Origin of the sequence: Georgenia sp. SUBG003, from assembly GCF_000715355.2 — a bacterium.
GTDB lineage: Bacteria > Actinomycetota > Actinomycetes > Actinomycetales > Actinomycetaceae > Georgenia.
Window position 1 is genome coordinate 4412836 of record NZ_CP180204.1, and the last position, 24470, is coordinate 4437305.

The window sequence follows — 24470 nt, forward strand, 5'->3', positions numbered from 1 at the left end:
GCCGTCCTGTTCGCCACCTCGGAGGTGGGCGAGGTGCTCCACGCCTCCACCCGCATCCTCGTCATGTCCCGCGGGCGCGTCGTCGCCGAGCTGGACCCCGCCACGACCAACCGCGAGCAGATCCTCGCCGCCTCCGACGAGTCCGTCGGACCGAGCCAGAGAGTAGGAGCCTGACCATGGCCGGAAAGCGCACCGGCACCCCCGCGCGGGGCATCGACATCCTCGGCGGACGGAGCGTGGGGGAGTTCCTCCTCGACCAGCGCGCGTTCATCGCCCTGATCGTCCTCGTCATCGTCTTCTCGCTGCTGACCGACGCCTTCCTCAACCCCAGCAACCTCATCACGATGACCCGGCACGCCTACAACGCGATCCTCGCCCTGGGCATGCTGCTCGTCATCCTCACGGGCGGCATCGACCTCTCGGTGGGTTCCATCGTCGGGCTCTCGGGGGATCGTGGCGGGGGGTGATGCTCCGGGGGCATGGAGCTCTCGCTGTTCGACGTCACGGCCTACCCGGCCGTCTGGGTCGCATCGTGACGGCGCTCATCGTCGGCGGCGGCGTCGGCTGGCTGAACGGGCTGCTCATCACAAGGCCACCGGTACCTCGCCGCGGCCGGAGGAGACCCCGGGCATGGCGGACGGGGAGTGGCGGCGCAGCATCTTCGACTTCTTCACCCTCGACGGCGCCGTCGCCCTCCGCGACAGGCTCGCCTCCTGGGAGGGTGGCCGGCTCGTCGTCCACGTCACCGAGATGCCCATCAAGTGCCCGGTCGCGCCCTGGAGTTCACGTTCCTCGCCGACGCCTTCTTCGAGGAGAGGAAGATGCGTGAGAGGGTCGAGATCGTCTACGTCACCCCGCTCGAGGGGGCCTCACCAAACCCGTCGCCTCCGCCCACCTCGCTCGATGCTCGCCGACCGTGACATCGCCGTCGAGCCCGACTTCTACGTCGAGCACATCGACCCGGGCACGAGGACGCTCGTGTCGATGGACGAGCGCGAGGTGCCGTTCGACCTGCTCGTGACCGTCCCGCTCAACATGGGCGCCGACTACGTGGTCGAGGTTCCTGACACCGCTGACACTGCACGCATCTCCGCTCCGGTCCGTCGGCGAAAGGTCCGCAGGCCGTGGCCGCTCAACCTCCGGATCGGTCTGAGCGCCCTGGTCTTCGTCGTGGCGGTGCTCCTGCTCACCCCTTGGCTGGCGCCGCACGACCCTGCCGCGCAGGATCTTGCGAATCGGTTGGCGCCTACCGGTGCGGGACACCTTCTCGGGACGGACCATCTGGTCGGGACGTCCTCTCCCGGCTGATGTGGGGCGGGCGCTTCTCCGTCTCGATCGCTGCGGTCACGCTCGTCATATCCGCCGTCCTCGGAACCTTCTGGGCCTAGTGTGCGCCCGCGTCAGGGGGCTCTGGACGAGTTCGTGATGCGCCTGTCCGACGTGATGCTGGCCTTCCGGAGATGATCGTCGCCATGTTCCTCGTGGCGATCGTCGGCCCGGCAACTCGCTGTCGCCGTCCTCGCCGAGCGGGGTGTGCAGCGAGATCGGCTCTCGTCCGTACTTCTGGACCTCGACGACCTTCTCGGGGGTCATGTCGAGCTCCTTGGCGAGCTCCTCCGGGGTGGGCTCGCGGCCCAGGTCCTGGAGCATCTGCCGCTGGACGCGGGCAAGCTTGTTGATGACCTCCACCATGTGCACCGGGATGCGGATGGTGCGGGCCTGGTCCGCCATGGCGCGGGTGATGGCCTGACGGATCCACCAGGTGGCGTAGGTCGAGAACTTGTAGCCCTTGGTGTAGTCGAACTTCTCCACCGCGCGGATCAGACCGAGGTTGCCCCTGGATCAGGTCGAGGAAGAGCATGCCGCGGCCGGTGTACCGCTTCGCGAGCGAGACGACCAGACGCAGGTTGGCCTCGAGCAGGTGGTTCTTGGCCAGGTGACCGTCGTTGGCGATCACTGCAGCTCGCGGCGCAGCTTCGGCGCGAGACCTTCGCCCTCGCTCGCGACGGGACCCCGTCCACCGTCCGTGCTGAAGGCAGCAGAACGAGTCTTCGTGCGGGGAGGAGTTCGATGTCTTCGCCGGCGGCGCACTCGAGACAGAGCAGGCGCGGGTTCGGCGCTGCCGCTTCAGCTTGCACCCGGGGACCCGCCTTGAGGGTGCCCGGGGCAAGGGCGGTGAGCTGCTCGGCGAGAGCGACCAGTGCGGCCTCGACCGAGCTGCTCTCTTGGCTATCGGAGACCGTCCTCGCGATGCCCCAGAGGCCACCAGGCCCCATTCCGATGCGGTGCTCAATCCTGTTGACGTAGCTTCCGAGAGTTTCCGCTGGATGGACGGTTGGACGCAGCATTGGTGGAAGGGGCCTATGCGGCACTGCTGGCCTTTCGGCCGCTCCGGCCTTTCGTGAGATGCCGGACGCTTGTGTCCGTGCAGCGAGCTGTTCGGCGCTTTCGGCGCGGATGTCGCGCCGAGATTCGGCCATCAAATCGAGAGTGAGCGCCTCTGCCTGCGGGTCATCGGGCGGTTCCGGAATTGGAAGGTTCCGGGTGCACGGGCCCTGGGACAAAGGGATGCTCTGGGAGTGTGCCCGATATTGCCACCGCTGCGTTCGTGCAGCCATTTTGCGGTCAACGGTGCGACGGACCCGAAACCGACGGGATCGACCGTGAGTGCCGGCCGTTCCACATCCGAGGCAACCTGCCGCTGCGCTGGCTCACGGAGACGTTTTCCTCCACCGATCCAGTGCCAATGATCAAAAGGCACTTCCGGTGGATTCTGCGGCCCCTGTCGCCGCCATCAATTGAAGTAATCGATTGCTTGACATCAGTAATCGTTTGCTGGCAGGCTCCAAGTCATGCGGCAACGAAGCGCAGTCCTGAGGGAGAAGTGCAGAACTCAACGGGAAGGGCAACCGGGTACGCCTCAGCGGTGATGTCTCGCGCTCGGCGCCTCGGGTTCATCGGGTCGGTGGACCCGTCGGGCGCGCCGCCTAAGCCGTAGGCCGCCAGCTGTGACGTGGTGCACGCGCTGGCCGACCCACCAGAAGAAGATCTGAGGAGCCCATGACCGCCTACACCCTGCCTGCCCTGCCCCGAGCCCGAGGCTCGACCACCTCGCCGGGAACCAGCTGTCGGCCGTCGTAGACCTGGGCGGCCAGATCGTTCAGCAGCCCGTGCGCGTTGTGCATGTTGAGCCCGGTGACCAGCAGCTCGGGATGACCGACGCCGAACAGGCCGATCGTGTAGCACAACGACGTCCGCCCGGCGTCGAAGTCACCGATGACGTACTCCAGGTGCACCCCCGTCTCCCGGATGTGCTGCGACACGAGCTGGGCCTGCTGGTCCAGCCACGCCATCTCGTCTCCTCCGTCTCCGACATCACCCTCCCCCTTCCGTCGCCGTGGACGCTACGACGGCGGCGCGGAGGGCGTCATTGTCATCCACAGAATCGACGAGGTCCGGCGGCCCCACAGGCTCGCGGCGTGCCGGGTGGTGCATGACGAGCCTCGGGGACGGTGGCGCGCCACCCCGTGAGGCCCGAGATGGTGTCGTCGTCGATGCCGTCGAGGTGCTTGATGATCGCGCGCAGGGAGTTGCCGTGCGCGGCGACCAGCACGGTCCTGCCGGCCTTGAGGTCCGGGACGATCTCGGCGTCCCAGTACGGCAGGGCACGCTCGAGAACGTCCTTGAGGCACTCGCTGCGCGGAATCGGCTCGGCGTAGCGCGACTCGGCGTCCTGGGAGTACTCCGAGCCGAGCTCGATCTCCGGCGGCGGGACGTCGTAGGAGCGGCGCCAGAGCATGAACTGCTCCTCGCCGTACTCGTCGCGGATCTCCTTCTTGTTCTTGCCCTGCAGCGCCCCGTAGTGGCGCTCGTTGAGCCGCCAGCTCCGCTTCACCGGGATCCAGTGCAGGTCCGCGACGTCGAGGGCGTAGTTGGCCGTCGAGATGGCGCGGCGCAGGAGCGAGGTGTGCACCACGTCCGGTGAGACCCCGGCCTCGCGGAGGAGGTCACCACCACGCTTCGCCTCGATGACGCCCTTCTCGGAGAGGGGCACGTCCACCCAGCCGGTGAACAGATTCTTGGCGTTCCAATCGCTCTCGCCGTGACGGAGCAGTACCAGGGTGTAGGTCATGCCCGTCATTGTTCCATCATCGGGGCGGCGTCACCCGGGACGTCTGCCGCGTCCCACGACGACGGCCGGCCACCCCGCGGGGGGTCGACGCGAGCATGAACGAAGAGCTCGCCACCTGCACCACCGAGATCACGCGCCTGGGTCAGCCGCTCGACATCGACGTCCGCAACGTCACCTTCATGGACTCGTCCGTGCTGTCGGTCATCGCGCGGCTCAGCCAGCGACTGACCGGGCCCCTGCGGGTGATCCGCCCGTCGGACTCCGTGCGCTTCCTCCTCGAGCTCACGCACCTCGCCGACGTCGTCGAGATCCTCGACGAGGACCCGTCCGCCTGACCGCCCACCGCACCCCCCACTCTCCGCGAGCCGTCAACTTCTCCGCGAGAGGTCAACTTCTCCGCGAGAGGTCGAGATCTCCGCGAGAACTCACGTCCTCACCAGCATGCGAGCGGGGTCTTCCCGCCGGTACCACCTTCGCCGCAGATGACATCTCGCGGAAGAGATGACATCTCGCCGAAGAGATGACACCTCGCCGAAGAGATGACACCTCGCGGAAGAGATGACATCTCGTTGAGAAGATGACGTCTCGCGAGCGGAGGCGGGCGGCGGCGGGAGCCAGCCGCCCCGGGTCAGTCGAGCAGGTCGTGCGGGGTCGGACCACTCCACGGAGGAGGGGCCGCCGGACGGCCCTCGACTGGTCCAACTACGAGAAGATCCTGCTCACCAAGAACGTAGGTGAGCCCATCGGGATGGCCGTGATGCCGGACGGGTCCGTCCTGCACACCGCCCGCAACGGAGACATCCGGCTGACGGACCCGAGCACCGGCGTCACCGAGATCGTCAACACGATCGACGTCTACGCCAACTCCGAGGACGGTCTGCAGACCGCCACCCTCGACCCGAACTTCGAGGAGAACGGCTGGGTCTACCTCTACTACGCCCCGCGCGATGGAGGGCGAGGGCTACCCGACGACGACGCCGACCGGGTCCGCGCCCAACAGCCTGCCCGCAGGCGCCGACGATTCCTACTGGGACCAGTGGAAGGGCTACAACCAGCTCACCCGCGTCAAGTGGGACGCCGAGGCGCAGGCGCTCGACCTCAGCACCGAGCAGGTCATCCTCAAGGTCGAGGCCCAGCGTGGCCAGTGCTGCCCACGTGGGTGGGGACGTCGACGTTCGGCACCTTGGCCCGGCGCCGGTTGTTCGGCTGGAAGTGCGCTTGCTCACGGCATTACTCCAAACGCTCGGTGGTTCGTCAGGCCCCGCCACGGTCGGGCAGTGCAGGTCAGACCCGTCCGTGCGGGCCTCGGGGGTTCACACGCGTCGCGCGGGCACACCACAAGATCCGTCGAGACGGCCTCCCTACGGTACGTGAGCCACCTACAGGGGTCAAACCCGTCCAGCACCTCCGGATCTGTGGATTCAAGCACACCTCCTGTGGATGGAGAGCCCGCCGACGAATCCGGCTGGGACCCACGCCGATGCCCGAGCGACGGCAGCACAGCGGGAAACTGAACACCTGTCGTTCTACCCACACTTGTGGAGAAACGTGTGGACGAGTCGCCGTCCGTGCCAGACTCGTCCTCCTGACCCACACGCCCACAGGGGAGAGCAGTGCCCGAGAACGAACCGATCGCCGAGAGCTGGGCGCGTGCGGTCGAGCTTCTGACCACCCGTGGCGAGATCGGGCGGGCACAGCTCGCGTTCGTCGGCCTCACCCGCCCCCTGGGTGTCATCGACGGCACCATCCTTCTGGCTGTCCCCAGCGAGTTCGCGAAGGACTTCCTGGAGACCCGGCGCGCATCCCCATCACCGAGGCGCTCGGTGAGGTCGTCGGCGCGCCGGTCCGGTTCGCCGTCACGGTGGACCCGGCCCTCGACCATCGCGGCCTGCAGGGCGGCGGTCAGCTCCGGGTCGTCCTTGGACACGGAGATGCCCTGGGGGGGCGGCGTCGGTGACGTCGCCGAGCTGCTCGACCTGGTCGTCCGTCTGCAGTGCGGCGTACTGGCCGACCTGGGAGTCGGCGTACATGATGTCGATCTTGCCGCCGACGAGGTTGGTGGTGACGTCGGCCTGGGAGGTGTAGCGCAGCACCTCGATCGGCTCGTCACCGGCGTCGGTGCACGCGGTGGAGATTGCGTCGACGTCCTCGTCCTGGATGGTGCCGGTCTGCACGCCCATCGTGGTCCCGCACAGGTCCTGGGCGTCGAGGCTCGGGTTGCCTGCTGCACGGAGAAGGTCGAGCCGGCGGAGATGTAGGCGATCATGTCGACCTGCGCGACGCGGTCGGGGTTGACCGAGAAGGAGGCGATCCCGGCGTCGTACTGGGTGCCGATCGCGGGGATGATCGACGCGAACTCCGCCGGGGTCGGCGAGCTCGAAGGTGACGTCACGCTCGACGCCGCCGGAGCGGATGCCGGTACCTGCTGCCATGGCGCGCCGGAACCAACCGTTGTCGGGTCCGTGGGCGGAGCGGATGTAGACGGCATCGCCCGAGCGGACGTGCCAGATGGTCACGTACCGCCGGAGCGTCCCGTCGGGACGTCGGGAAGCGACCTGAAGTTCGCGGGCGTCGCGACCCGCTCGAGCTCGTCGTGCGTCCAGCTGGTCATGTCATTCCTCTTGTCGTCAGCAAACCTGGTGGCTCACCAGGTGGAGGCCACGGTGCGGGCCGCCAGCCAGTTCTCGCCGTCGTGGGTGAAGGTGATGCGCAGCTGCAGGCGCCAGGTGCCGTGAGCGCCCCAGATGGTTGCCTGGGTCAGCGTGCGGACCGTGAGCTCGGGGTGCTCGCCCCGGGGGCGACGCTCACCTCGACGTCGCGGACGTCGTGGTAGGTCATCCAGCCAGAACGGACGTCGGTGAGCCACTCCGTCTTCGGCTGCACGTAGCCGGTCATGTGGGTCAGCGTGAAGTCGTCCTGCAGGAGGTCGCCGAGGGCGTCGGGATCGGCGGCGACCATGGCGCGGCGTTGTCCCTCGTAGTTGGCGCGGAGCGCGGCGGCGATGTCGTCGCGGCGATCCATGCCCTCCGGGTCCCTGCGACTGATTCCGGTGTCTGTCATGGTCACTCCAGGGTCGCGGCGTCGATAACATCTTCGCGGTCGGTGACGCCAACGACATCCCCGCCTCCAAGGCCGGATCCGTGGCGCACTTCGAGGCGGACGGCTTCGTGCGGAACTTCGTGGACCACGTCCACGGCCGGCCCATGACGGACCTGTTCGACGGACACGCCAACTGCTTCATCGAGTCGGGGCACGGCAAGGGCCTGCTCATCGACTTCAACTACGACACCGAGCCGCTGCCCGGCGTCTATCCCTACCCCAAGGTCGGGCCGCTGACTGCTCAAGGAGACCCGCGCCAACCACTGGGGGAAGCTCGCTTCCGCCACGTGTACTGGAACGTGCTCCTGCGCGGCCTGCCGATGCCTGTCCCGTCCCACATGTCCATGGCCGGCAAGGAGACCGCCGGCACGAGCGGAAGGTGACCACCATGCCCGTCATCGAGATCGGCACCAAGCCGGTCCACGTCAACGACGAGGGATTCCTCACCGAGTACGACGAGTGGGACGAGGACGTCGCCCGCCTCGCCGAGCAGATCGGCATCGAGATGACCGACGCCCACTGGAAGGTCATCCGGTTCCTGCGCGAGGACTTCCGCGCCCAGGGCGAGACCCCGACGACCCGCCGGGTGAACACCGTCGGCGGCATCCCCGTCAAGGAGCAGTTCGATCTCTTCCCCAAGAAGCCCGGCCGGAAGATGTCCTACATCGCCGGCCTCCCCAAGCCGCACGGCTGCGTCTGAGAGGGACCGCCATGACCACCGAGACCCGACCGCTGATCGTCCCGACCTTCGACGACGAGGACAGTGCGCGGCATCTACCTCGAGGCGATCGACCGCGCCGAGCACCACGTCTACATCACGCAGGCTACTCATCCGGACCGGGAGATTCTCCACGCGCTCATCTCGGCCGCCCGCCGCGGGGTCGACGTGCGGGTGCTCATCCCCGAGTACTCCAACCACATCCTCGCGGACTGGGCCGCCCGCACCTACTACTCACGCCTCCTGGAGGCCGGAGTCAGCATCTGGCTCTTCCAGGACGCGATGGTGCACGCGAAGACGATGACCGTGGACGGACGCTGGACGACGGTGGGGACCACGAACATCGACCGGCTGTCCATGACCGGCAACTTCGAGATCAACCTCGAGCTCTACGACGACGAGCTCGCCGCGCAGATGGAGAAGATCTTCGCCAACGACCTCGGAAACTGCCGGGCTGACGCTCGAGGAGTGGGAGCAGCGCGGGATGCCCCGCCGCGTCGTCGAGCGACTTCTCAACCGCTCGGCCCTCTCCTCTGAGCACGCCCGCGGCTCACGCGCCAGGTGTCCGCGGCCCGCAGCTCCTCCTCCGCCAGTCCACGGGTCCGCAGCCCGAGCCCCGCGAGCCCGAGTCCGTACAGCGGCGACCGACCGAGCAGCGGCGACCGACCGAGCAACGACGACCGACCGAGCAACGACGACCAGCCGGAACAGGCCCACCGGCCGGGCAAATGCACGACACACGACGAAAAGGCGAAGGGCCCCGGATCCCCGGGGCCCTTCGGCTAACTGCAACGATTCGCGGCGACACGCTGTGGCGAGCTCAGTCCTTCGCCGCTCCGTGTCGGAACATGTCCTCCTCCGGTGGGCGGATCAACGAGGCCGCACCGTCGCCGTCGTCCAGGGTCACCAGATGGCTCATCCCGCGCACGACGGCCACGGGCCGGCCGGACACTTCCCCTCACCAGCTCGGCGGCTGAGGCAATCTCGTCGGCCACCCCGATGACTGTGGTGCGGAGCTCGTCGAGGCGGCCGACCCCGACAAGGGGTACAACTCCGTGGTGCCGACGACGTCCATCTGGACGTCGCTGCTGACGTTCATGCTGCCGATGGTCATCATCTTCATCGTCTTCTGGTGGCTGCTCTCCCGGGCCCAGGCGCCGGCGGCATGATGAAGTTCGGCAAGTCCAAGGCCAAGATGGTCAACAAGGAGAACCCCCAGGTCACCTTCGCCGACGTCGCCGGCGAGGAGGAGGCCGTGGAGGAGCTCCAGGAGATCAAGGAGTTCCTCGCCGAGCCGGAGAAGTTCCAGGCCGTCGGCGCCAAGATCCCCAAGGGCGTGCTGCTCTACGGCCCGCCCGGGACGGGCAAGACGCTCCTCGCGCGTGCCGTGGCCGGCGAGGCCGGCGTGCCGTTCTTCTCCATCTCCGGGTCCGAGTTCGTCGAGATGTTCGTCGCGTCGGCGCCTCCGTGTGCCTACATCATGCACTCCGACGCGTTCCGCGCGGCCATGGAGCGCGGCACCCGCTACACCTGCCTGACCGGCCTGGACGTGCAGATGCTCGTCGACACCGTCGCCAAGGTGGACTACGCCGGCGTCCGGGAGCTCGGCGACAAGCTCGTCGAGCTGCTCAGCGCCGGCGAGGAGATCCGGATGACCTCCAAGCAGGGGATGGACATCACCGGCCGCACCGGCGACCGGCCCATCCACGTGCGCGGCATCCCGGCCGACAAGCCCGGCATGTCCGTCATGCTGGCGGGCCAGATCTCGTGGAACCCGCTCGAGGAGACGCAGAACGGCACGATCGTCTTCGACGGCGCCTGGCCGCCGGACGAGAACGGGCTGCTCCGCAACCCGATCACCCTCACTGTCGGAGAACGGCGTCGGTCACCGACGCAGGGGCGAGGGCCGCGACGCCGACGCTACCGCGGCTGGCTGGCGGCGCAGGACACCCGAACATGTACCGGGTCGCGCACTGGTCGCTCGGCTCAACCCCGGCGTGAAGCGCTCCACCGGGCGCATCGTGGAGGACGAGCGGGTCTTCGGCTGCGTGATCTTCCCGGGCACCTGGTGGGTGCGCCCGGCGAAGGTCATCGCCGTCCTGGCGGCGCTCACGCTCGTCGCGGGCATCCTGCTGTGAGCGTCGCGGCGGTCGGTGCGCCGCCGCGGACGGTCAGACCACCTGCAGCGTGGTGACGCAGGTCGGGCTGTCCTCCCGGGTGGAGAAGTCGACCTCGCCGATCCTGCCGTCGTAGGAGACCGTGAGGGTGCCGTCGATGTCGCGCGGCAGAGTACCCGACGAAGCCGTTGTCGTAGGTGGTGGTCTTCTCGTCGACGAGCACCTTGCCGGCGTCGTCGACGATCCTCACCTCCACGTCCTCGCCGCCGAGCTCCCCCGGTGCAGGTGGTGAGGGAGTGGTAGAAGCACTCGTGCGTCTGGTCCACGAACGGAGCCACCGACAGGTAGAACCGGTCCTCCGGAAGGTCCATCGCGACCTCCCGTCGCCGCCCGCGGCCCCAGACGATGGCGAGGCCGCCCGTGGGGAAGATCGTCCTGTCCATCTCCGTGTCCCTGGACGGGTACTTCGAGGGGCCCGACCGCGAGATCGACTGGCACCTGGTGGACGAGGAGGTGCACCAGCACTTCAACGACCGGCTGAGCGAGGCGAGTGCCTTTCTCGAGGGCCGCGTCACCTACGAGCTCATGGCCGGCTACTGGCCGCACGCCGGGAAGGACCCGGCCGCCACGCCCGTCGAGAAGGAGTTCGCGAAGATCTGGACGGACATGCCGAAGATCGCCTTCTCCCGCACCCTCGACGAGCACGCCCGGTGGAACACGGTGGTGTGGCGCGACGACCGGGAGCAGATCGAGGCGCTCAAGGAACGCACCGACGGCGATCTCGTCGTGGGCGGGCCGAACCTCGCCGCGTCCTTCGCGGCCCTCGACCTCATCGACGAGTACCGCATCTACGTCCACCCGGTGCTGATCGGCCGACCGCTACGTCTTCACCGGCCTGAACGTGCTGGTGAACCTCGTGCGGCCGATCCCGTTCGTCATCTTCATCACGGCGGTCGGCCCGCTGACCATCGCCCTGACCGGTTCGCGGATCGGCACGGAGGCCTTCATCGTGCCCGCGGCGATCATGACGTCGTTCGCGACGTCACGGATCGTCGAGCAGAACCTCGTGGCGCTCGACCCGGGCGTGATCGAGGCCGCCCGGTCCATGGGCGCTCTCCCTGCGCATCATCCGCACGGTGATCATCCCCGAGGCTCTCGCGCCGCTGATCCTCGGGTACACCTTCATCTTCGTGGCGGTGGTCGACATGTCCGCCCTCGCCGGCATCGTCGGCGGCGGCGGCTGGGTAACTTCGCGCTCACCCAGGGCTACCAGCGCTTCGACTGGGTCGTCACGTACGTACGGCGCCCTCGAGGGGGGGACGTCGTCGATGACCGGGTCGAGGCGACCGGCGGAGACGTCGTCGAGGAGGGCGCGGAAGTCTCGCTCGCTGAACCCGTTGGACCCGATGACCTGGATCTCGAAGGTCCAGATGTAGCGCAGGTCCTCCTTGGGGTCGAAGCCGGCGGTGGCGCCGCAGACGAGGATCTTGCCGCCGAGCTTGACGCTCTTGAGGGTGGGCTTCCAGGTGTCGCCGCCGGTGTAGTTGACGATGACGTCGAAGCCGGTGTCCGCGGAGATGCGGCTGGGCTTGCCGAGGTGCTCCTTGGTCCACTCGTAGAAGTCGGTCTCGCGGTAGTTGATGTACTCGTCGGCGATCTCGAGCATCCGCGCGCCTTCTGGTGCGAGCCGACGGCGGCGACGACGTACGCGCCGAGCTTCTTGGCGAGCAGCACCGAGGCCGTCCCCACGCCGCCGGAGGCGCCGCGTGAGCGTGCGGCGGATGCCGGAGCGTGCGGCGCACGCAGATGCCCCGGCCGACGGCGTTCCCCGCTGGATCCGCAAGTACGGCACGATCGCGTGGCTGTTCATCGGCATCGTCATCGTCGTGGGCATGGCGGTCTTCGCGACGAGCCGGATCCAGATCGTCTTCATCGCCGTATTCATCTCGCTCGTGGTGACCTCGGTGCTGGACCCGATGGTCACCTGGCTGGCGAGGTACGTGCCCCGGGGCTGGCGACGGTGCTGGCGCTGCTCGGCTCGTTCCTCGTCGTCGCAGGCCTGTTCACGTACGTGATCTCGTCGGTGGCCGGGCAGTGGGAGAGCCTGGCGAACCGGTTCTCCGACGGCATCGACACGATCCTGCAGTTCTTCGAGACCGGCCCGCTGCCGTTCCACTTCACCCAGGCCGAGATCAACGACGCCATCAACCGGGCGTCGCGCAGGCGACCCTACGTGCAGCAGAACGCCGGAGACCTCGCCGGCCAGGTGCTCAGCAACGCCGGCGCGTGGCGCTGGTCTTCACCGTGCTGGCGCTGAGCCTGTTCCTGACGCTTCTTCCTCGCCCGCCGCTCGAGACATCCGCCGTCGCTCACGGCGGGATCGAGGTCCGCGGCGCGCGCAACGACGACGGAGTGCTCTCGCTGACCATTCGCGCAGACGGTGTCACTCCCGCGGAGGCGTTTCGCGCCGTCCTTCAGCACGGCAACGACGAGATTGACCGGCTTATCGAGGTGATGGATCGGGAACTTCCGCCCGCCCGGTCCACGCTGCTCACCGGGGGTGGGCTGGCATGGAGTCCGTGCTCAAGATGCGCTCCGGCGTGCTTCCTGCGGTGGCGGTCTCCCATCGCAGCCAGGACACCGCGTACGGGGCGGCCCTCTTCGCGGCCCGGCTTCTTACCCTTACCGACGCCGCAGAGACCACGAACTGATCACGATCTGACGCCCGGGGACGTCCCTAGGCGGACAGCACGCGCAGAACTGCGCCGTGCCCCTCAGAGCACCACGAGAAGGAGAAGATACAGAGTGAACGAGCTCAACACTCTCGAGCGCCGCGGTATGGCCGCGATCTGCACGTCAGCCGGCAACATGCTGATCGTGGCGGCCGACCAGCGAAACGGAATGAAGGCCGTCATGAACGCGCCCGGTGGCCCGGCGACAATCAGCAAGGATGAGCTCGCGGAAGCGAAGGGTGACCTGGTCCGGTACCTCGGTAACCATGCTCCCGCGATTCTCCTGGATCCCGAGGTGGCGCTTCCCCGCCTGGTTGACGAGGACCCTCACGGGCTGCGGACCTCGCTCAGCGACGGAACCGCCGCCCTCTCTCTGGTTCGAGCACTACCGTCGACACATGCGGGAGGAGAACTCGGGTATGGCGACGGATGAGCACCCGACGCGGAATTCTCGAACTAGACGACGGCTCCGAAACGCACTTCTGGTGCTCATCCTCCTTGGCGGAGCTCCCACTTTTGCCCTGACAAGCCGACTGCTCGAGATCTCCCTCTGGTTCGCCATCCCGATCGTCGGCTACGGGATCATCGTCGTTATCGCGGCAAAGAAACTATTCGATGGAAAGTAGACCGGCTATAGAGATGGCCCGAGTCCTCCTGACATCCCTGCGGTGGATCGGTTGGATGTAGTACCCACGCGGGAGTGCGGGCGAGTTCGGAACGCTGCGCTTCGGCGACGGAACAGAACAGTGTGCGTCCGGCGCGTCGCTTACCAACGTCTCTGGCCATACCCGAGGCACCACAAGACGATCGGCTACATGTACGTCGCCACGTCGTTCGCGTTCTTCATGGTCGGTGGCGTGCTGGCGCTGCTGATCCGTGCGGAGCTGTTCGAGCCGGGGATGCTGCTGCAGTCCAAGGAGCAGTACAACCAGCTCTTCACGATGCACGGCACGATCATGATGCTGCTGTTCGCGACGCCGTTGTTCACGGCGTCGGCAACATCCTGGTGCCCATCCAGATCGGCGCGCCGGACGTCGCCTACCCGCGGCTGAACATGTTCTCGTACTGGCTGTTCAGCTTCGGCGGACTGGTGACCGTCGCAGGCTTCCTCACCCCCAAGGGCGCGGCGAGCTTCGGCTGGACCGCCACCCCCCTGTCCAACGCGACCTTCTCGCCCGGGCTGGGCGGGGACCTGTGGGTCCTCGGGCTCGCGATGACCGGTTTCGCGTCCATCTTCGGAGCGGTGAACTTCATCGCCACGATCATCACGATGCGCGCCCCGAGCGGCGCGAGAAGATGGCCGGCGAGGGCGGCATCGACTGGGGCTTCGGCGAGATCCTCGCCTTCGGCTCCCTCCTCATGGAGGGCACCCCGGTGCGGCTCGCCGGGCAGGACTCCCGGCGCGGCACGTTCGTGCAGCGTCACGCGGTGATGCACGACCACCGCACGGGCGCCGAGTGGACCCCGCTGATGTACCTCACGCCCGACCAGGCGAAGTTCTGGGTGTACGACTCCTCGCTGAGCGAGTACGCCGCCATGGCGTTCGAGTACGGGTACTCCGTGGAGCGCCCGGACGCGTGCTCTGGGAGGCCAGTTCGGTCGCTCCCAACGGGGCCCAGACCGTCATCGACGAGTTCATCTCCTCCTCCGAGCAGAAGTGGGGCCAGTCCTCCTCGCTCGTGCTGCTGCTGCCGCACGGGTACGAGGGGCAGGGGCCGGACCACTCCTCCGCCCGGATCGAGCGCTTCCTGCAGATGTGCGCCGAGGACAACATGGTCGTGGTCCAGCCCTCGTGGACCCGGAGGTTGTCAGCACCCTCAACGACGCCTTCGTGAAGATGGCCGAGGAGGAGACCTTCGTCGAGGTGATGGAGAACAACAGCTTCGGCGTCCGGGTGATGGAGACGGAGGAGTTCCAGGAGTTCTTCGAGAACGCCCGTGACATGTACGTCGACCTTCTTGGTGAGGGCGCATAAGCATGATCGCTGATCGTCGAATCGAAAGCGAAGGCGCGGTGAATGAGCGCCCGGACGCCGTCGTTGACGAGAGGGTCAATCAGCTGGGCCCATCCCAGAACGGCGGGTCAGCACCGGATCCCCGCTCGCGGCGAGCCGTACCTCTCGCTGCGGGGCGTCCTGGTGGCCGTGGCGGTCATCATCGTGATCGACGTTCCCGGCTACAAGGCCGGGGTCGGTGGTGAACCTGGACCGGCAACTCTGCCGATCCTCATCGCCGTGCTCTGCACGATCGCGCAGTCGCTCTGGTGATCCAGACGCTGCGCGGGCGGGCCGCCGTCGTGTTATCAGGCCGCGAGGCAGAGTGCGAACCCGATCGCGGGCGTCAGGAGCGCAACACCGTAGATCGCTGCGCGGACGACCTCCGGCGGGTGCAGGCCGAGATCGTGCAGAGCGTGGTATGTCCGGTGGCAGCAGTGCCACAGCACCAGGCCGAGCGCGACGCACACGCCGAGCGCGACGAGGGGGTGCGTGAGGAAAGCGTGCGCCTGCTCGTAGGTGCCGTCGGCTCCGCCGAACGCGCCGAAGGGCACCAGGAGAGTGAACACCAGGACCAGCACGGGCATGGTGAACACGGCGAGCATGCCGCCGCCACCGAACAGGGCCCACATGAGCGGCTCGTTCGTCCGCCCCTCCCACTGACGCATCACAGACCTCCGAGCCACAGGACGACGACGAGCGCGAACAGCGCCAGGAGCACGTAGTGCTGGAAGACCACCCACCGGTCGGGGGATTCGGGATGCTCCGCCCCGGAACGTAGGAGATGCGACCGAACAGCCGGCGACCGTGGGGCCAACGGAGTCTGAAATCCGGGGGGTGGGCGTGCCTCTCCCTGACGGTGACCAGGCGGAAGAAGTCGACGGAGCGACCGTGCAGCCTGATCGCGACGGCAGAGCCTGCGCCGCGCTGCGTGCCGGACCCGACGGGCGTCGAGCAGCTCAGCCGATGCGGACGAGACCCGGACGTGCGAGGTTGGAAACCCCGAACCAACGTCGAGGAGATCCCGCATGATCGGATTCATCGTCGGCCTGATCATCGGCGCACTCGCCCGACTGATCAAGCCCGGCAAACAGGACCTCGGCCTGCTGGCGACGCTGCTGCTCGGACTTGCGGGCTCCGTCATCGGCGGCGTGGTCGCGAACCTCCTCGGCACCGGCGACATCTTCGAGCTCAACGTTCTCGGCTTCGTCGTCGCGGTCATCGCCGCGGTGCTCCTCATCGGTGTCGCCGAGAGTCTCGCCGGCCGCCGCACGCACCGCTGACCGGTTCCGCGACGTGCGGTCGGTCATGCCGGAGACGGGGAACATGACCGGGTACCACCGTGCGGCCGGGACGGTCTGAGCGCCTTCTTCACCCCGGACTGGGCGGCGCTGTCCGACCCGGGCGTGTGGATCGCGGCCTACAGCCAGATCTTCTTCTCGCTCTCGATCGCCTTCGGCATCATGCTCACCTACTCGAGCTACCTGCGGCGCCGCTCGAACCTCGTGCCGGTCTCCTACGTGGCCGCGTTCGCCAACTCGTCCTTCGAGCTGCTGGCCGGTATCGGCGTCTTCGCCACGCTCGGCTACATGGCGTTCCAGCAGGGCGTCGCCGTCGGTGAGCTCGAGGGCATCACCGGCGTGGTGCTCTCCTTCATCACCTTCCCGCAGATCATCTCGCTGATGCCGGGGGGCCGATCTTCGGGGTGCTGTTCTTCGTCTCCCTCACCCTGGCCGGGTTCACGTCGCTCATCTCCATCATGCAGGTGGTCTCCGCCGCGTCCAGGAGAAGTTCGGCCTCAGCCGGGTGCAGGTCTCCGTCCTCATCGGCGGCCTGTGCGCGGTGATCTCGCTGGCGCTCTACTCGACCACCTCTCGCCGATGGCGTTCAACCGCAAGCCGCACTACAGCCAGGGCCTGCTGCTCGTCGGTGACTCCGGCGGCATGGTCTCGCCGTTCAGCGAGGGCATCGCCTATGCGATGCAGTCCGGGCGCATCGCGGCGGACGTGGTCTCCCAGGCGCTCTCCCGCAGCTCGGGCTACGCGCTGGAGAAGACGCTGCGGACCTACCCCAAGATCCTCGCGGAGGAGCTCGGCGGCTACTACTCCCTGGGCCAGGTGTTCGCGCGGCTCATCGAGCGGCCCGAGATCATGCGGCTGTGCGTCAAGCACGGCCTGCCCAGGCCCACCCTCATGCGATTCACGATGAAGCTCCTCTCCGACGGGTTCGACCGCCGTGACGGGGACTGGATGGACCGGACCATCACCGCCCTGACGAAGCTGGCGCCGGCGTCATGACGGTCCGACGGGTGAGCGTTTTCAGTGTCGTGACGCGAAACACGTACGCTGGCGAGGAGACGGCCGTCACGCAGGCGGACGGTCGTCGTGGTGAACCGACGGAGGCACGATGACGAACCCCTACGTCCCGCTGCTCATCATGGCGGGCGTCGCCGCCGGCACCGCGTCGGCGCGGACGGCGCGGGCGACCTCGGGGGCGGCCGCCGGCACGAGCGAGCGGAACGCGGCACCCAGGACCACCATCAGCACACCCATGCCCATCACGAAGGCGGCCACCCCGTAGGAGACCACCGAGGTGAACAGCGACGCCCGCAGGAACGAGGCGTTCATGACCGTGGTGCGCTGGCCCTGCAGCTCCTCGGCCAGGGCCGTGTCACCCGCCGCTCGGCCTCCTTCACCAGCCCCCGAGCTCGGCGTAGGTACGCCCCTCGGTGCCGGCCATCGCGTGCTCGTCGATGATCTGCGCCTGCGCGAAGGCGGAGAACGGGCCGTTGACGTCGTCGCCCGGGAGCATCTTGGAGTCCTCGGCGACCGTGATGTTCTGCTCGGCCAGGTTGGTGGTGATCAGACCCCACGTCACGCCCCGGCGAGGACGAAGAGCGCTCCGGCGACGATGGCGAGGATGCCGGCGACCTTGGCGATGCTGCTGTTCATGGCTGTGTTCCCGTCAGGTGCGGACAACTCCCCATGAGCGGCCCGCGCGTGCGGCAGTCCCGGTATCGGACCGGTCCTGCTTCCACGGGGACAAACGGTAGGACGGGCCAAACCCGGCGAATCTGCTACGCCGAGTTCGCGTCGACGGTGCCGGTGGCCGGCTCCGCCTACACCTTCTCCTACGCCACCTTCGGCGAGTTCGTCGCGTGGATCATCGGCTGGGACCTCGTGCTCGAGCTCGTGCTGGGCGCCGCCACGGTCTCGGTCGGCTGGTCCGGCTACTTCAACCGGCTCCTCGGGGACCTGGGTCTCCCGCTGCCGGAGTCGATCGCGGGGGAGACGGCGACGCTGAACGTCCCGGCGATGGCCATCGCGCTGGCCGTCACGGCCGTCCTCGTGCTGGGGATCAAGCTCTCCTCACGGGTGACCGCCGTGATCGTGGCGATCAAGCTCGCCGTCGTCCTGCTCGTGATCTTCCTCGGTCTCTTCTACGTCAACACCGCCAACTACACGCCTTCGTCCCCCCGTCGGAACCGGGGACGTCCGGCGCGAGCGGCTGGACGCGCCGCTGATCCAGCGGCTGCCGGCGGATGCCGTCCCCGTGACGTCGTACAAGCCAGCCGGCGACCGGTATCGGTATGACTGCGCCTATACCGACTGGGGCACAGAGGCGAGACCCATGCCCGCGCGCGACTTCTACCGGATCGCCTGGCGCCGCATGGCGGCCACCACCGGAGAACGGACCCTCATCTCTGCCATAGTTCCCCCGGGCGCGACTCATGTGCACCCCGTACACACCCTCGCGCTGCCGACCGAAGATCTGGAAACCCTCGCAGTGCTCGAGGGATTCATGTCGGCACTACTTCTCGACTTCACGATCCGGTCGGTTCCTAAGTCCGAGATCCTTTTCAGCTCAGTCGCCCGACTGCCGTTCGCTGCGACAGAACCGATACGAGCAGCGCTGGCCCTGCGTTCCGCTCGCCTCAATTGCCTCACGGCCGGTTTCGCGCCCTGTGGGAGGCGTTGAACCGTGAGAGTTTCCTCGGCGACCGGTGGACCGGCGGTATTGAGTACGAGGACCGCCCCGGCTTGGCCCCCGAGTCAATGGTGTGGTCCGTAGACACACCGCTGCGTCGCTCCGCCGACCGTCGGCAGGCACCGCCCTTGGAGGTGCGCCACGTGAAGTACGTGTACGACTGGTGGAACCCGATCGCCCCGAGCGTGCGCATCATGGCCGGCCTGGTGAACGCCTCCGCGAGGAAGATGACCTCGGGGTGACGCTCGTGGAACTCGGCGAGCAGGCGCTGCCAGAAGTTCAGCGGCTTGGTGTGCGGGTTGTCGACCCGGAACGCGGTGACGCCGTGGTCCACCCACGTCTGCAGCACGTCGCGGACGGCCGTGTAGATGCCCGGGTCGTTGTCGAAGTTCAGGGGGTAGATGTCCTGGTACTTCTTCGGCGGGTTCTCCGCGTACGCGATCGACCCGTCCGCCCGCGTGGTGAACCACTCGGGGTGCTCGGTGACCCACGGGTGGTCCGGGGAGGCCTGCAGGGCGACGTCGAGGGCGACCTCCATCCCGAGCTCGCGGGCGCGGGCGACGAAGTGGTCGAAGTCCGCGAAGGTGCCGAGGTCGGGGTGGATCGCGTCGTGCCCGCCGTCGGGGCTCCCGATGCCGTAGGGCGAGCCGGGGCATCTACATCATCGACCTCCAGCAGTCGCTGAAGGACATCGACCGGGCCTACGAGTTCGTCAAGGAGACCGTCGCCCACGGCGGGAACATCCTCTTCGTCGGCACGAAGAAGCAGGCCCAGGAGGCCATCGCCGAGCAGGCGCAGCGTGTGGGCATGCCCTACGTCAACCAGCGCTGGCTCGGCGGCATGCTGACCAACTTCGGCACCGTCCACAAGCGCCTGCAGCGCCTCAAGGAGCTCGAGCAGGTCGACTTCGACGACGTCGCCTCCTCCGCCTTCACCAAGAAGGAGCTGCTGATGCAGCGCCGGGAGAAGGAGAAGCTCGAGCGCACCCTCGGCGGCATCCGCGACATGGCCAAGATCCCCTCCGCCGTGTGGATCGTGGACACCAAGAAGGAGCACCTCGCCGTCGCCGAGGCTCACCGGCTGCGAGCTCGTCGTGGATGGCCTCAACGGCGGACCGGGCAGTCATCCACGCGCGGTGCCCTTCGCGGCCGTCGTGGGCTCCGAGCCAAGCGTCGATGCTCTCCATCTCCTTGTCCGTCAGGCCTCGGCGCGGGTCAGTTCGCACGAGAAGGTGCGGCCCGTCAGACGAGAACTGACGAAGGTTGGTGTCGATCTCGTCATCCACCCACGCCCAGGGTCGGCTGGTGCTGTGCTCGGCCAGGTGCCGAGGATGGTTTGGACCTTCCACCACGGGGCCACGACCGCCCAGAGCATTTCCTCGCCGTGAGGCAGCGCGAGGAACCGCTCGAACCGCAGCGCCTCACGCAATGCCTGAAGATGCTTGCTGTCCAAGGTCGTCATCAGCCACACGACTTCGGCTGTGCCCGTTCGGGAGACCGTCCATGGCACCGTCGAGGAAGAGTGCGCGGACGACGAGGACGAGGAACAGCACGACCAGCAGCGGCAGGAAGATCTTGTTGGCGCGCTCGATGCCCCTGGCGACGCCCAGGGCGAGGATCACCAGGGTCACGACCCACAGCGCGAGCATCGGCCAGAAGATCCCGCCGACGACGTCGGTCGTGACCGTGGGCCCGGCGTCCCTGAGGAAGTCACCGATGAAGAACGTGGCTGGATCGTCGCCCCCAGGCGAGGGAGACCGAGAAGAACGCGTAGCGGGCCGCCCAGACGATGATGACCGTGTAGTAGGTCATCATGAACGCGATCGCCACCTGGAACCAGCCCAGCGGCTCGAACTTCCTGCCCAGGCGACGGAACACCGTGGGCGCCGACCCGCGGAACCGGTGCCCGAGGGAGTAGTCGAGCAGCAGGATCGGCACGCCGGCCGTCAGCAGCGCGACGAGATAGGGGATGAGGAAGGCGCCGCCGCCGTTGTCGTACGCCACGCCCGGGGAAACGCCAGATGTTCCCCAGCCCGATGGCCGAGCCGCTGGAGGGTGGACAGACCCGCGGGCAGCGTCTGGTTCTCCGGCGAGAACAGCACGTACACGGGCCAGAGGAAGTCGTTCCAGTTCGTGAGGAAGGACAGCAGGGCGAGTGTGACCAGCGCCGGTCGCGAGAGGGGAAGGATGATCTGCCGGAAGGTGCGCCACCGGGAGGCGCCGTCGATCAGTGCGGCCTCCTCCAGCTCGACGGGCAGGGAGATGAAGAACTGCCGGAGGAAGAACACCCCGAACGCACCGGCCGCCCCGGCAGGATGACCGCGAGCAGGGTGTCCAGCCAGCCGAGCCGCCCTACGACGAGGTAGTTGGGGATGAGCAGGATGACCGGGGGGACGAACAGCGTGGCGATGATGACGGCGAAGGCGATCTTCTTGCCGCGGAAATCCACCCGGGCCAGCGCGTACGCCGCCATGGAGGCGGTGACGAGGATGACGAGGGTCTGCGCCGTCGCGGCGACGACGCTGTTGAGCAGCCACCGCACGACCGGTGTGCCTTCCGTCGCGAAGATCGACCGGTAGGCCTGCGTGGTCGGCTCCTGCGGGATCCACTGCGGCGCGGGGACGAACTCGCCGTAGTTGGGGACGCCGTACCAGCTGCCCGAACCCATGACGCCGTTCTCGTCGTAGCGGGCCGTGGTCTGCAGGGCAGGTGCCAGCTGGTCGTCCCAGCCGTACTCCTCGACGACGTCGTCCAGCGGACTGAGGAGCCCCTGGCTCGCGAGGAGGCCGGCGGTGGCGTTGCCCTTGTTGTACTCGAGGATGTCCGGCGCCTCGTCGGAGTTGAGCACCTGGCTGGCGGTGGAGCGGATCTGCTCGAAGCTCTTCGCCTCGAACTCCACGGTCGCGCCGGTCTCCTCCTCGAAGACCTTGATCGCCTCGTCCCAGGCGATGCCCATGCGGACGTCGGACTCGAAGTGCCACAGGCGGAGGACGTCGTCGCCCCCGCCCTCGGAGCCGGCGTCGTCGGAGGAGCCGCACCCGGCGAGCACCAGGGCGCTCGCGGCCAGGGCGGCCGCACCGATCGTCGTCGTCCTGCGGTTCATGTTCCTACCTCCTCGTTCTACGGATTCCGCAGCTTCGACTTCATCTACGTCATGACCTACGGCGGTCCGGGCACGGCCACCAACACGCTGCCGTTCCTCGGGTACCTGCAGGCATTCGTCCGCTACGACTTCGGGCTCGGCGCCGCCACCTCGCTCCTCACGGTGGCCGGCGTGCTGGTCCTCGCGTTCGTCTACGCACGCAGCATCCGGAAGGAGGAGAAGGAGGGATGAGCCCCAAGGCAGGCCCCGTCGCGGTCCTCGTCAAGATCTTGCTGACGCTGATGTACGGCGTCCCCATCCTCTGGATCGTCCTGACGTCGTTCAAGAGCTCCGCGGACGTCATCGGGACGTCGAGCTCGTTGCTGTTCCGCCCGACCACCGAGTACGTCAAGGCGTTCAACGGCGAGCTGTTCGCCGCCCTCGGACAGTCGGCCACCATCGCGATCGGTACCACCGCGATCGTGCTGCTGGTCGCAGTTCCCGCCGCCTACGGGCTCGCACGCACCAAGGGATGGCTGACGAGCGTGGGGCTCGGCCTGCTGATCGTGCTCCAGATGACGCCGCAGACGGCCACCGTCATCCCACTTTTCGAGGTTCTCGGTAACTGGGTGCTTCTGTCGGCAAGCGCCTGCCGGAACGCGTTGTGCTGCGCCCAGTACCCGACCGTCGGGACCGGCGAGAAGATCTTGTACAGGGACGCGGTGACGGTCACCACGGTGGCGAACGCCAGCGGCAGCACCACGACCCACAGGTGCTTGAAGGTGCCGCGCTTCGCGACGATCGCCATGACCACGGCCAGCGCGATGGCCGCGAGCAGCTGGTTGGAGATGCCGAACAGCGGGAAGAAGGTGTTGATGCCCCCGAGCGGGTCGGTCACGCCGAGAATGAGGATGTAGCCCCAGCCCGCCACCATGAGCGCGGTGCCGATCCAGGCACCCGGGGCGCGACGTGTCCTTGAACCTCGGGACGAAGTTCCCGATCGCGTCCTGGAGCATGAACCGGGCCACGCGCGTGCCGGCGTCGACGGCGGTGAGGATGAACAGCGCCTCGAACATGATGGCGAAGTGGTACCAGAAGCCCATCAGGCGGTAGATCCTAGCCGTCGCCGGTGTCCAGGGAAACGGCCAGACCGAGCTGACCGAGACCATCCTCGGGCTCACCGAGCCGGTGTCCGGGTCCGTCACGCTCGACGGCGAGGAGCTCACCGGACGGTCGGTCAAGGACCGGCTGCGTGCGGGCATCGGGTTCGTCCCCGAGGACCGGTCCACGGACGGCATCATCTCGTCCTTCTCGGTGGCCGAGAACCTCGTGCTCGACCTGTACGACACCGAGCCCTACGCCTCGGGCCTGGCGATGAGCCCGGCCGTGGTCCGCGAGAACGCGACCCGGCGGGCCGACGAGTTCGACATCCGGCTCACCTCCACGGCGGACCCGATCTCCACGCTCTCCGGCGGCAACCAGCAGAAGGTCGTCATCGCCCGCGAGATGTCCCGTCCGCTGCGGATCCTCATCCGCCGGTGCTGCCCGACCAGCCGATGATCTGGCCCTGCCGGACGTAGTCGCCGGTGTTGTAGATCGCCCGGTTCAGGTGCGCGTAGTGCGTGCACTGGCCGTTGGAGTGCCGAATGATCACCTCGATGCCGTTCTGCCAGTACGGCGACCAGTTCGACACCAGAACCGTTCCTCCCTGCGCGGCCGAGACCTCGTAGTTCGCCGGCAGGCCGAAGTCCCACGCGTACTCGTTGTACGCACCGACGTGCGAGTAGGTGCTCCGGGCCTGGCGTGACCTGGTACGACTCCCCGGCCGGGTACGGAAGCTCGTAGTAGTAGTCCGCCGCGTTGGCCGGTGCCGCCGCCAGCAGCGCCGTGCCCGCCGCCGCAGCAACGCCTCCGACCAGCGCGCCGAGCCTCCGCAGTCTTCCTGTTCTGCTCATCCTTCTCGTCCCCCTGCTTGTCTGATCCGGATCGCTCCGGCGCGCCGACAGGCGCCGCTCAGGAATTTAGGGGTGCGTGTCCGGAATCGGCGATACTCACTTCTGGGGGTTGACTGCGGCGCGCGGGGCGTGCCGGCCGCGACTTGAGCGCGTCCGCGGCGGCGGCTCTTCGTGCACCAGCGCATCCCGTGAGCGCACCGGATAAGGCTGGCGCGACTAGCGAGTGATCGAGGCTCCCACCCGAGGACATTGATTCCTTGGGTGGGAGCCCTCCTCTGCCGCCTCGGTCGTACGAGAGTCCTCGGGGCGCTTCCGTCGTCGTGGAAGGCGCGCAAACCTTCTTAGTAGTCGGGCTCCTCGGGCACCCTAAAGAGGGCCTGATCTTCCAATCTCTTCTTGAACTCGTCTTCGTCGTTGGTGAGTGTGCCGTCCTCGCACCGAAACCAAACCTGATCCCGCGCGTCGGTGAACTTAACCCACACCGGCTCTTTCGTGTTGAGGTAGCGGACTTGGATCTCCCAGTCGTGCCCCGGCGCGACGGTGCGCGTTGGTGCCCTCCAGTCCGCGCCCGGAACTCCGCGCCTGTTTCCTCGTCTTCCCAGATCCTAAAAGCGAAGAGCTCGACGTTGAAGATCGGCATGTCTGACGCGTTATGC

28 protein-coding genes and 16 pseudogenes are annotated in these 24470 nt (G+C 67.6%); 26 read left to right on the top strand and 18 right to left on the bottom strand.

The genetic code is table 11. The features are described from left to right. The first annotated feature begins 33 nt into the window (after positions 1 to 33). The 3 genes from DA06_RS25010 (at position 34) to DA06_RS25020 (ending at position 1308) form a co-directional block, all read left to right on the top strand. Complete coding sequence (locus tag DA06_RS25010; RefSeq protein WP_418606364.1) at positions 34 to 174, top strand: hypothetical protein; 141 nt, start codon at positions 34 to 36, stop codon at positions 172 to 174. A gap of 2 nt (positions 175 to 176) precedes the next feature. Continuing rightward, the gene (locus DA06_RS25015; protein ID WP_052437084.1) at positions 177 to 467 is read left to right on the top strand and encodes a hypothetical protein; all 291 of its coding nucleotides are present in this window, start codon (positions 177 to 179) and stop codon (positions 465 to 467) included. Positions 468 to 630: 163 nt separating this feature from the next. Further along, entirely contained in the window at positions 631 to 1308 is a 678-nt protein-coding gene (locus tag DA06_RS25020) for a hypothetical protein (RefSeq protein WP_418606365.1), read from the top strand. Positions 1309 to 1503: 195 nt separating this feature from the next. Here the strand turns inward: DA06_RS25020 and DA06_RS25025 are convergent. The 3 genes and pseudogenes from DA06_RS25025 to DA06_RS25035 form a co-directional block, all read right to left on the bottom strand. Then, positions 1504 to 1974, bottom strand: a pseudogene (locus DA06_RS25025) (sigma-70 family RNA polymerase sigma factor); the annotation flags it as partial. Between the two features lie 1094 nt (positions 1975 to 3068). Next, entirely contained in the window at positions 3069 to 3353 is a 285-nt protein-coding gene (locus DA06_RS25030; protein ID WP_418606366.1) for a DUF4262 domain-containing protein, read from the bottom strand. 80 nt (positions 3354 to 3433) lie between these two features. After that, on the bottom strand, positions 3434 to 4132 hold the full coding sequence (locus tag DA06_RS25035) for a 2,3-bisphosphoglycerate-dependent phosphoglycerate mutase (RefSeq protein WP_418606367.1): 699 nt from the start codon (positions 4130 to 4132) through the stop codon (positions 3434 to 3436). Between the two features lie 95 nt (positions 4133 to 4227). On the opposite strand from DA06_RS25035, the gene DA06_RS25040 reads away from it, so the two are divergent. Together DA06_RS25040 and DA06_RS25045 are read left to right on the top strand one after the other, a co-directional pair. Next, positions 4228 to 4467 carry an STAS domain-containing protein gene (locus DA06_RS25040; protein WP_418606368.1) on the top strand — a complete coding sequence of 80 codons (240 nt, stop codon included), beginning with the start codon at positions 4228 to 4230 and terminating at the stop codon, positions 4465 to 4467. 422 nt (positions 4468 to 4889) lie between these two features. Beyond that, positions 4890 to 6089, top strand: a complete 1200-nt coding sequence (locus DA06_RS25045; RefSeq protein ID WP_418608218.1) for a PQQ-dependent sugar dehydrogenase — start codon at positions 4890 to 4892, stop codon at positions 6087 to 6089. Here the strand turns inward: DA06_RS25045 and DA06_RS25050 are convergent. Both DA06_RS25050 and DA06_RS25055 read right to left on the bottom strand, forming a co-directional pair. Further along, positions 5989 to 6648, bottom strand: coding sequence for a DUF2255 family protein (locus DA06_RS25050; RefSeq protein WP_418606369.1), 660 nt, complete (start codon positions 6646 to 6648; stop codon positions 5989 to 5991). The two genes, DA06_RS25045 and DA06_RS25050, sit on opposite strands and share 101 nt — an antisense overlap. Positions 6649 to 6889: 241 nt before the next feature. Next, positions 6890 to 7192, bottom strand: a complete 303-nt coding sequence (locus DA06_RS25055; RefSeq protein WP_418606370.1) for a nuclear transport factor 2 family protein — start codon at positions 7190 to 7192, stop codon at positions 6890 to 6892. Between the two features lie 80 nt (positions 7193 to 7272). Here DA06_RS25055 and DA06_RS25060 point away from each other — a divergent pair, with 80 nt between their 5' ends. From DA06_RS25060 to DA06_RS25075, 4 genes and pseudogenes are all read left to right on the top strand, one after another. Continuing rightward, positions 7273 to 7614, top strand: coding sequence for a hypothetical protein (locus tag DA06_RS25060; protein ID WP_418606371.1), 342 nt, complete (start codon positions 7273 to 7275; stop codon positions 7612 to 7614). Between the two features lie 5 nt (positions 7615 to 7619). Next, positions 7620 to 7931 carry a TusE/DsrC/DsvC family sulfur relay protein gene (locus DA06_RS25065; protein WP_043507440.1) on the top strand — a complete coding sequence of 104 codons (312 nt, stop codon included), beginning with the start codon at positions 7620 to 7622 and terminating at the stop codon, positions 7929 to 7931. 63 nt (positions 7932 to 7994) lie between these two features. Further along, positions 7995 to 8486 carry a phospholipase D-like domain-containing protein gene (locus tag DA06_RS25070; RefSeq protein WP_052437086.1) on the top strand — a complete coding sequence of 164 codons (492 nt, stop codon included), beginning with the start codon at positions 7995 to 7997 and terminating at the stop codon, positions 8484 to 8486. Positions 8487 to 9076: 590 nt separating this feature from the next. Then, positions 9077 to 9402 (top strand): annotated as a pseudogene (locus DA06_RS25075) (AAA family ATPase); the annotation flags it as partial. A gap of 718 nt (positions 9403 to 10120) precedes the next feature. Here DA06_RS25075 and DA06_RS25080 read toward each other — a convergent pair. Both DA06_RS25080 and DA06_RS25085 read right to left on the bottom strand, forming a co-directional pair. Continuing rightward, a pseudogene (locus DA06_RS25080) lies at positions 10121 to 10322 on the bottom strand (CueP family metal-binding protein). Positions 10323 to 10392: 70 nt separating this feature from the next. Next, positions 10393 to 10509 (bottom strand): annotated as a pseudogene (locus DA06_RS25085) (hypothetical protein); the annotation flags it as partial. Here DA06_RS25085 and DA06_RS25090 point away from each other — a divergent pair. Next, a pseudogene (locus DA06_RS25090) lies at positions 10472 to 10882 on the top strand (dihydrofolate reductase family protein); the annotation flags it as partial. The pseudogenes DA06_RS25085 and DA06_RS25090 overlap by 38 nt on opposite strands. 58 nt (positions 10883 to 10940) lie before the next feature. Beyond that, a pseudogene (locus tag DA06_RS25095) lies at positions 10941 to 11366 on the top strand (ABC transporter permease subunit); the annotation flags it as partial. Between the two features lie 78 nt (positions 11367 to 11444). Here the strand turns inward: DA06_RS25095 and DA06_RS25100 are convergent. Next, positions 11445 to 11948 (bottom strand): annotated as a pseudogene (locus tag DA06_RS25100) (zinc-binding dehydrogenase); the annotation flags it as partial. Here DA06_RS25100 and DA06_RS25105 point away from each other — a divergent pair. From DA06_RS25105 to DA06_RS25140, 8 genes and pseudogenes are all read left to right on the top strand, one after another. Beyond that, positions 11833 to 12141, top strand: coding sequence for a hypothetical protein (locus DA06_RS25105; RefSeq protein ID WP_418608422.1), 309 nt, complete (start codon positions 11833 to 11835; stop codon positions 12139 to 12141). The pseudogene DA06_RS25100 and the gene DA06_RS25105 sit on opposite strands and share 116 nt — an antisense overlap. Next, positions 12087 to 12383: a hypothetical protein gene (locus DA06_RS25110; protein ID WP_052437088.1), complete on the top strand. Its 297-nt coding sequence runs from the start codon at positions 12087 to 12089 to the stop codon at positions 12381 to 12383. Before DA06_RS25105 ends, DA06_RS25110 begins: the two co-directional genes overlap by 55 nt. 253 nt (positions 12384 to 12636) lie before the next feature. After that, on the top strand, positions 12637 to 12777 hold the full coding sequence (locus DA06_RS25115; RefSeq protein ID WP_418606372.1) for a hypothetical protein: 141 nt from the start codon (positions 12637 to 12639) through the stop codon (positions 12775 to 12777). A 94-nt stretch (positions 12778 to 12871) separates the two neighbouring features. Then, entirely contained in the window at positions 12872 to 13231 is a 360-nt protein-coding gene (locus tag DA06_RS25120; RefSeq protein ID WP_418606373.1) for a hypothetical protein, read from the top strand. Between the two features lie 313 nt (positions 13232 to 13544). Further along, positions 13545 to 14080 (top strand): annotated as a pseudogene (locus DA06_RS25125) (cbb3-type cytochrome c oxidase subunit I); the annotation flags it as partial. Further along, a pseudogene (gene kgd / locus DA06_RS25130) lies at positions 14080 to 14591 on the top strand (multifunctional oxoglutarate decarboxylase/oxoglutarate dehydrogenase thiamine pyrophosphate-binding subunit/dihydrolipoyllysine-residue succinyltransferase subunit); the annotation flags it as partial. The pseudogenes DA06_RS25125 and kgd, both read left to right, overlap by 1 nt. Positions 14592 to 14629: 38 nt before the next feature. Further along, positions 14630 to 14773: a hypothetical protein gene (locus DA06_RS25135; protein WP_418606374.1), complete on the top strand. Its 144-nt coding sequence runs from the start codon at positions 14630 to 14632 to the stop codon at positions 14771 to 14773. A 42-nt stretch (positions 14774 to 14815) separates the two neighbouring features. Further along, on the top strand, positions 14816 to 15064 hold the full coding sequence (locus tag DA06_RS25140) for a hypothetical protein (protein WP_418606375.1): 249 nt from the start codon (positions 14816 to 14818) through the stop codon (positions 15062 to 15064). Between the two features lie 35 nt (positions 15065 to 15099). On the opposite strand, the gene frdD is transcribed toward DA06_RS25140, so the two are convergent. Beyond that, the gene (gene frdD, locus DA06_RS25145; RefSeq protein ID WP_043498333.1) at positions 15100 to 15459 is read right to left on the bottom strand and encodes a fumarate reductase subunit FrdD; all 360 of its coding nucleotides are present in this window, start codon (positions 15457 to 15459) and stop codon (positions 15100 to 15102) included. Between the two features lie 360 nt (positions 15460 to 15819). Here frdD and DA06_RS25150 point away from each other — a divergent pair, with 360 nt between their 5' ends. From DA06_RS25150 to DA06_RS25160, 3 genes and pseudogenes are all read left to right on the top strand, one after another. Continuing rightward, entirely contained in the window at positions 15820 to 16074 is a 255-nt protein-coding gene (locus DA06_RS25150) for a GlsB/YeaQ/YmgE family stress response membrane protein (protein WP_043507476.1), read from the top strand. 69 nt (positions 16075 to 16143) lie between these two features. Further along, a pseudogene (locus tag DA06_RS25155) lies at positions 16144 to 16666 on the top strand (sodium-dependent transporter); the annotation flags it as partial. A gap of 5 nt (positions 16667 to 16671) precedes the next feature. After that, positions 16672 to 17088, top strand: coding sequence for a drug:proton antiporter (locus DA06_RS25160; protein WP_043507483.1), 417 nt, complete (start codon positions 16672 to 16674; stop codon positions 17086 to 17088). Between the two features lie 120 nt (positions 17089 to 17208). Here DA06_RS25160 and DA06_RS25165 read toward each other — a convergent pair whose 3' ends face one another. Both DA06_RS25165 and DA06_RS25170 read right to left on the bottom strand, forming a co-directional pair. Further along, positions 17209 to 17418 (bottom strand): hypothetical protein, encoded by a 210-nt coding sequence (locus DA06_RS25165; protein WP_418606377.1) that lies wholly within the window; start codon positions 17416 to 17418, stop codon positions 17209 to 17211. 64 nt (positions 17419 to 17482) lie between these two features. Next, positions 17483 to 17668: a hypothetical protein gene (locus DA06_RS25170; RefSeq protein WP_052437089.1), complete on the bottom strand. Its 186-nt coding sequence runs from the start codon at positions 17666 to 17668 to the stop codon at positions 17483 to 17485. 227 nt (positions 17669 to 17895) lie between these two features. On the opposite strand from DA06_RS25170, the gene DA06_RS25175 reads away from it, so the two are divergent. Then, on the top strand, positions 17896 to 18384 hold the full coding sequence (locus DA06_RS25175; RefSeq protein WP_418606379.1) for an amino acid permease: 489 nt from the start codon (positions 17896 to 17898) through the stop codon (positions 18382 to 18384). A gap of 521 nt (positions 18385 to 18905) precedes the next feature. On the opposite strand, the pseudogene DA06_RS25180 reads toward DA06_RS25175, so the two are convergent. Next, positions 18906 to 19430, bottom strand: a pseudogene (locus tag DA06_RS25180) (alpha-1,4-glucan--maltose-1-phosphate maltosyltransferase); the annotation flags it as partial. Between DA06_RS25180 and rpsB the strand changes: the two are divergent. After that, positions 19430 to 19861 (top strand): annotated as a pseudogene (gene rpsB / locus DA06_RS25185) (30S ribosomal protein S2); the annotation flags it as partial. The pseudogenes DA06_RS25180 and rpsB overlap by 1 nt on opposite strands. 114 nt (positions 19862 to 19975) lie before the next feature. On the opposite strand, the gene DA06_RS25190 reads toward rpsB, so the two are convergent. The 4 genes and pseudogenes from DA06_RS25190 to DA06_RS25205 form a co-directional block, all read right to left on the bottom strand. Continuing rightward, entirely contained in the window at positions 19976 to 20239 is a 264-nt protein-coding gene (locus tag DA06_RS25190) for a hypothetical protein (RefSeq protein ID WP_418606381.1), read from the bottom strand. Positions 20240 to 20270: 31 nt separating this feature from the next. After that, positions 20271 to 20824: pseudogene (locus DA06_RS25195) on the bottom strand (sodium-dependent transporter); the annotation flags it as partial. 100 nt (positions 20825 to 20924) lie between these two features. Next, a pseudogene (locus tag DA06_RS25200) lies at positions 20925 to 21065 on the bottom strand (ABC transporter permease subunit); the annotation flags it as partial. After that, positions 21005 to 21880, bottom strand: coding sequence for an extracellular solute-binding protein (locus tag DA06_RS25205; protein ID WP_418606382.1), 876 nt, complete (start codon positions 21878 to 21880; stop codon positions 21005 to 21007). The pseudogene DA06_RS25200 and the gene DA06_RS25205, both read right to left, overlap by 61 nt. Before the next feature lie 51 nt (positions 21881 to 21931). Between DA06_RS25205 and DA06_RS25210 the strand changes: the two genes are divergently transcribed. After that, the gene (locus DA06_RS25210; RefSeq protein WP_418606384.1) at positions 21932 to 22111 is read left to right on the top strand and encodes a hypothetical protein; all 180 of its coding nucleotides are present in this window, start codon (positions 21932 to 21934) and stop codon (positions 22109 to 22111) included. Positions 22112 to 22486: 375 nt separating this feature from the next. Here the strand turns inward: DA06_RS25210 and DA06_RS25215 are convergent. Further along, a pseudogene (locus DA06_RS25215) lies at positions 22487 to 22965 on the bottom strand (carbon starvation CstA family protein); the annotation flags it as partial. Positions 22966 to 22972: 7 nt separating this feature from the next. Here DA06_RS25215 and DA06_RS25220 point away from each other — a divergent pair. Next, positions 22973 to 23392, top strand: a pseudogene (locus tag DA06_RS25220) (ATP-binding cassette domain-containing protein); the annotation flags it as partial. Here the strand turns inward: DA06_RS25220 and DA06_RS25225 are convergent. After that, complete coding sequence (locus tag DA06_RS25225; RefSeq protein ID WP_418606386.1) at positions 23388 to 23765, bottom strand: M23 family metallopeptidase; 378 nt, start codon at positions 23763 to 23765, stop codon at positions 23388 to 23390. The pseudogene DA06_RS25220 and the gene DA06_RS25225 overlap by 5 nt on opposite strands. Positions 23766 to 24470 lie beyond the last annotated feature (705 nt).

What these genes read in the sequence shown, in the direction of transcription:
- DA06_RS25040 (WP_418606368.1), top strand. Translation starts at nt 4,228, where the DNA reads ATGAACGAAGAGCTCGCCACCTGCACCACCGAGATCACGCGCCTGGGT.
- DA06_RS25065 (WP_043507440.1), top strand. Translation starts at nt 7,620, where the DNA reads ATGCCCGTCATCGAGATCGGCACCAAGCCGGTCCACGTCAACGACGAG.
- DA06_RS25140 (WP_418606375.1), top strand. Translation starts at nt 14,816, where the DNA reads ATGAGCGCCCGGACGCCGTCGTTGACGAGAGGGTCAATCAGCTGGGCC.
- DA06_RS25165 (WP_418606377.1), bottom strand. Translation starts at nt 17,418, where the DNA reads ATGAACGCCTCGTTCCTGCGGGCGTCGCTGTTCACCTCGGTGGTCTCC.
- DA06_RS25205 (WP_418606382.1), bottom strand. Translation starts at nt 21,880, where the DNA reads ATGAACCGCAGGACGACGACGATCGGTGCGGCCGCCCTGGCCGCGAGC.
- DA06_RS25055 (WP_418606370.1), bottom strand. Translation starts at nt 7,192, where the DNA reads ATGACAGACACCGGAATCAGTCGCAGGGACCCGGAGGGCATGGATCGC.
- frdD (WP_043498333.1), bottom strand. Translation starts at nt 15,459, where the DNA reads ATGCGTCAGTGGGAGGGGCGGACGAACGAGCCGCTCATGTGGGCCCTG.
- DA06_RS25030 (WP_418606366.1), bottom strand. Translation starts at nt 3,353, where the DNA reads ATGGCGTGGCTGGACCAGCAGGCCCAGCTCGTGTCGCAGCACATCCGG.
- DA06_RS25035 (WP_418606367.1), bottom strand. Translation starts at nt 4,132, where the DNA reads ATGACCTACACCCTGGTACTGCTCCGTCACGGCGAGAGCGATTGGAAC.
- DA06_RS25150 (WP_043507476.1), top strand. Translation starts at nt 15,820, where the DNA reads ATGATCGGATTCATCGTCGGCCTGATCATCGGCGCACTCGCCCGACTG.
- DA06_RS25015 (WP_052437084.1), top strand. Translation starts at nt 177, where the DNA reads ATGGCCGGAAAGCGCACCGGCACCCCCGCGCGGGGCATCGACATCCTC.
- DA06_RS25115 (WP_418606372.1), top strand. Translation starts at nt 12,637, where the DNA reads ATGGAGTCCGTGCTCAAGATGCGCTCCGGCGTGCTTCCTGCGGTGGCG.
- DA06_RS25045 (WP_418608218.1), top strand. Translation starts at nt 4,890, where the DNA reads ATGCCGGACGGGTCCGTCCTGCACACCGCCCGCAACGGAGACATCCGG.
- DA06_RS25020 (WP_418606365.1), top strand. Translation starts at nt 631, where the DNA reads ATGGCGGACGGGGAGTGGCGGCGCAGCATCTTCGACTTCTTCACCCTC.
- DA06_RS25160 (WP_043507483.1), top strand. Translation starts at nt 16,672, where the DNA reads ATGGCGTTCAACCGCAAGCCGCACTACAGCCAGGGCCTGCTGCTCGTC.
- DA06_RS25210 (WP_418606384.1), top strand. Translation starts at nt 21,932, where the DNA reads ATGACCTACGGCGGTCCGGGCACGGCCACCAACACGCTGCCGTTCCTC.
- DA06_RS25190 (WP_418606381.1), bottom strand. Translation starts at nt 20,239, where the DNA reads ATGACGACCTTGGACAGCAAGCATCTTCAGGCATTGCGTGAGGCGCTG.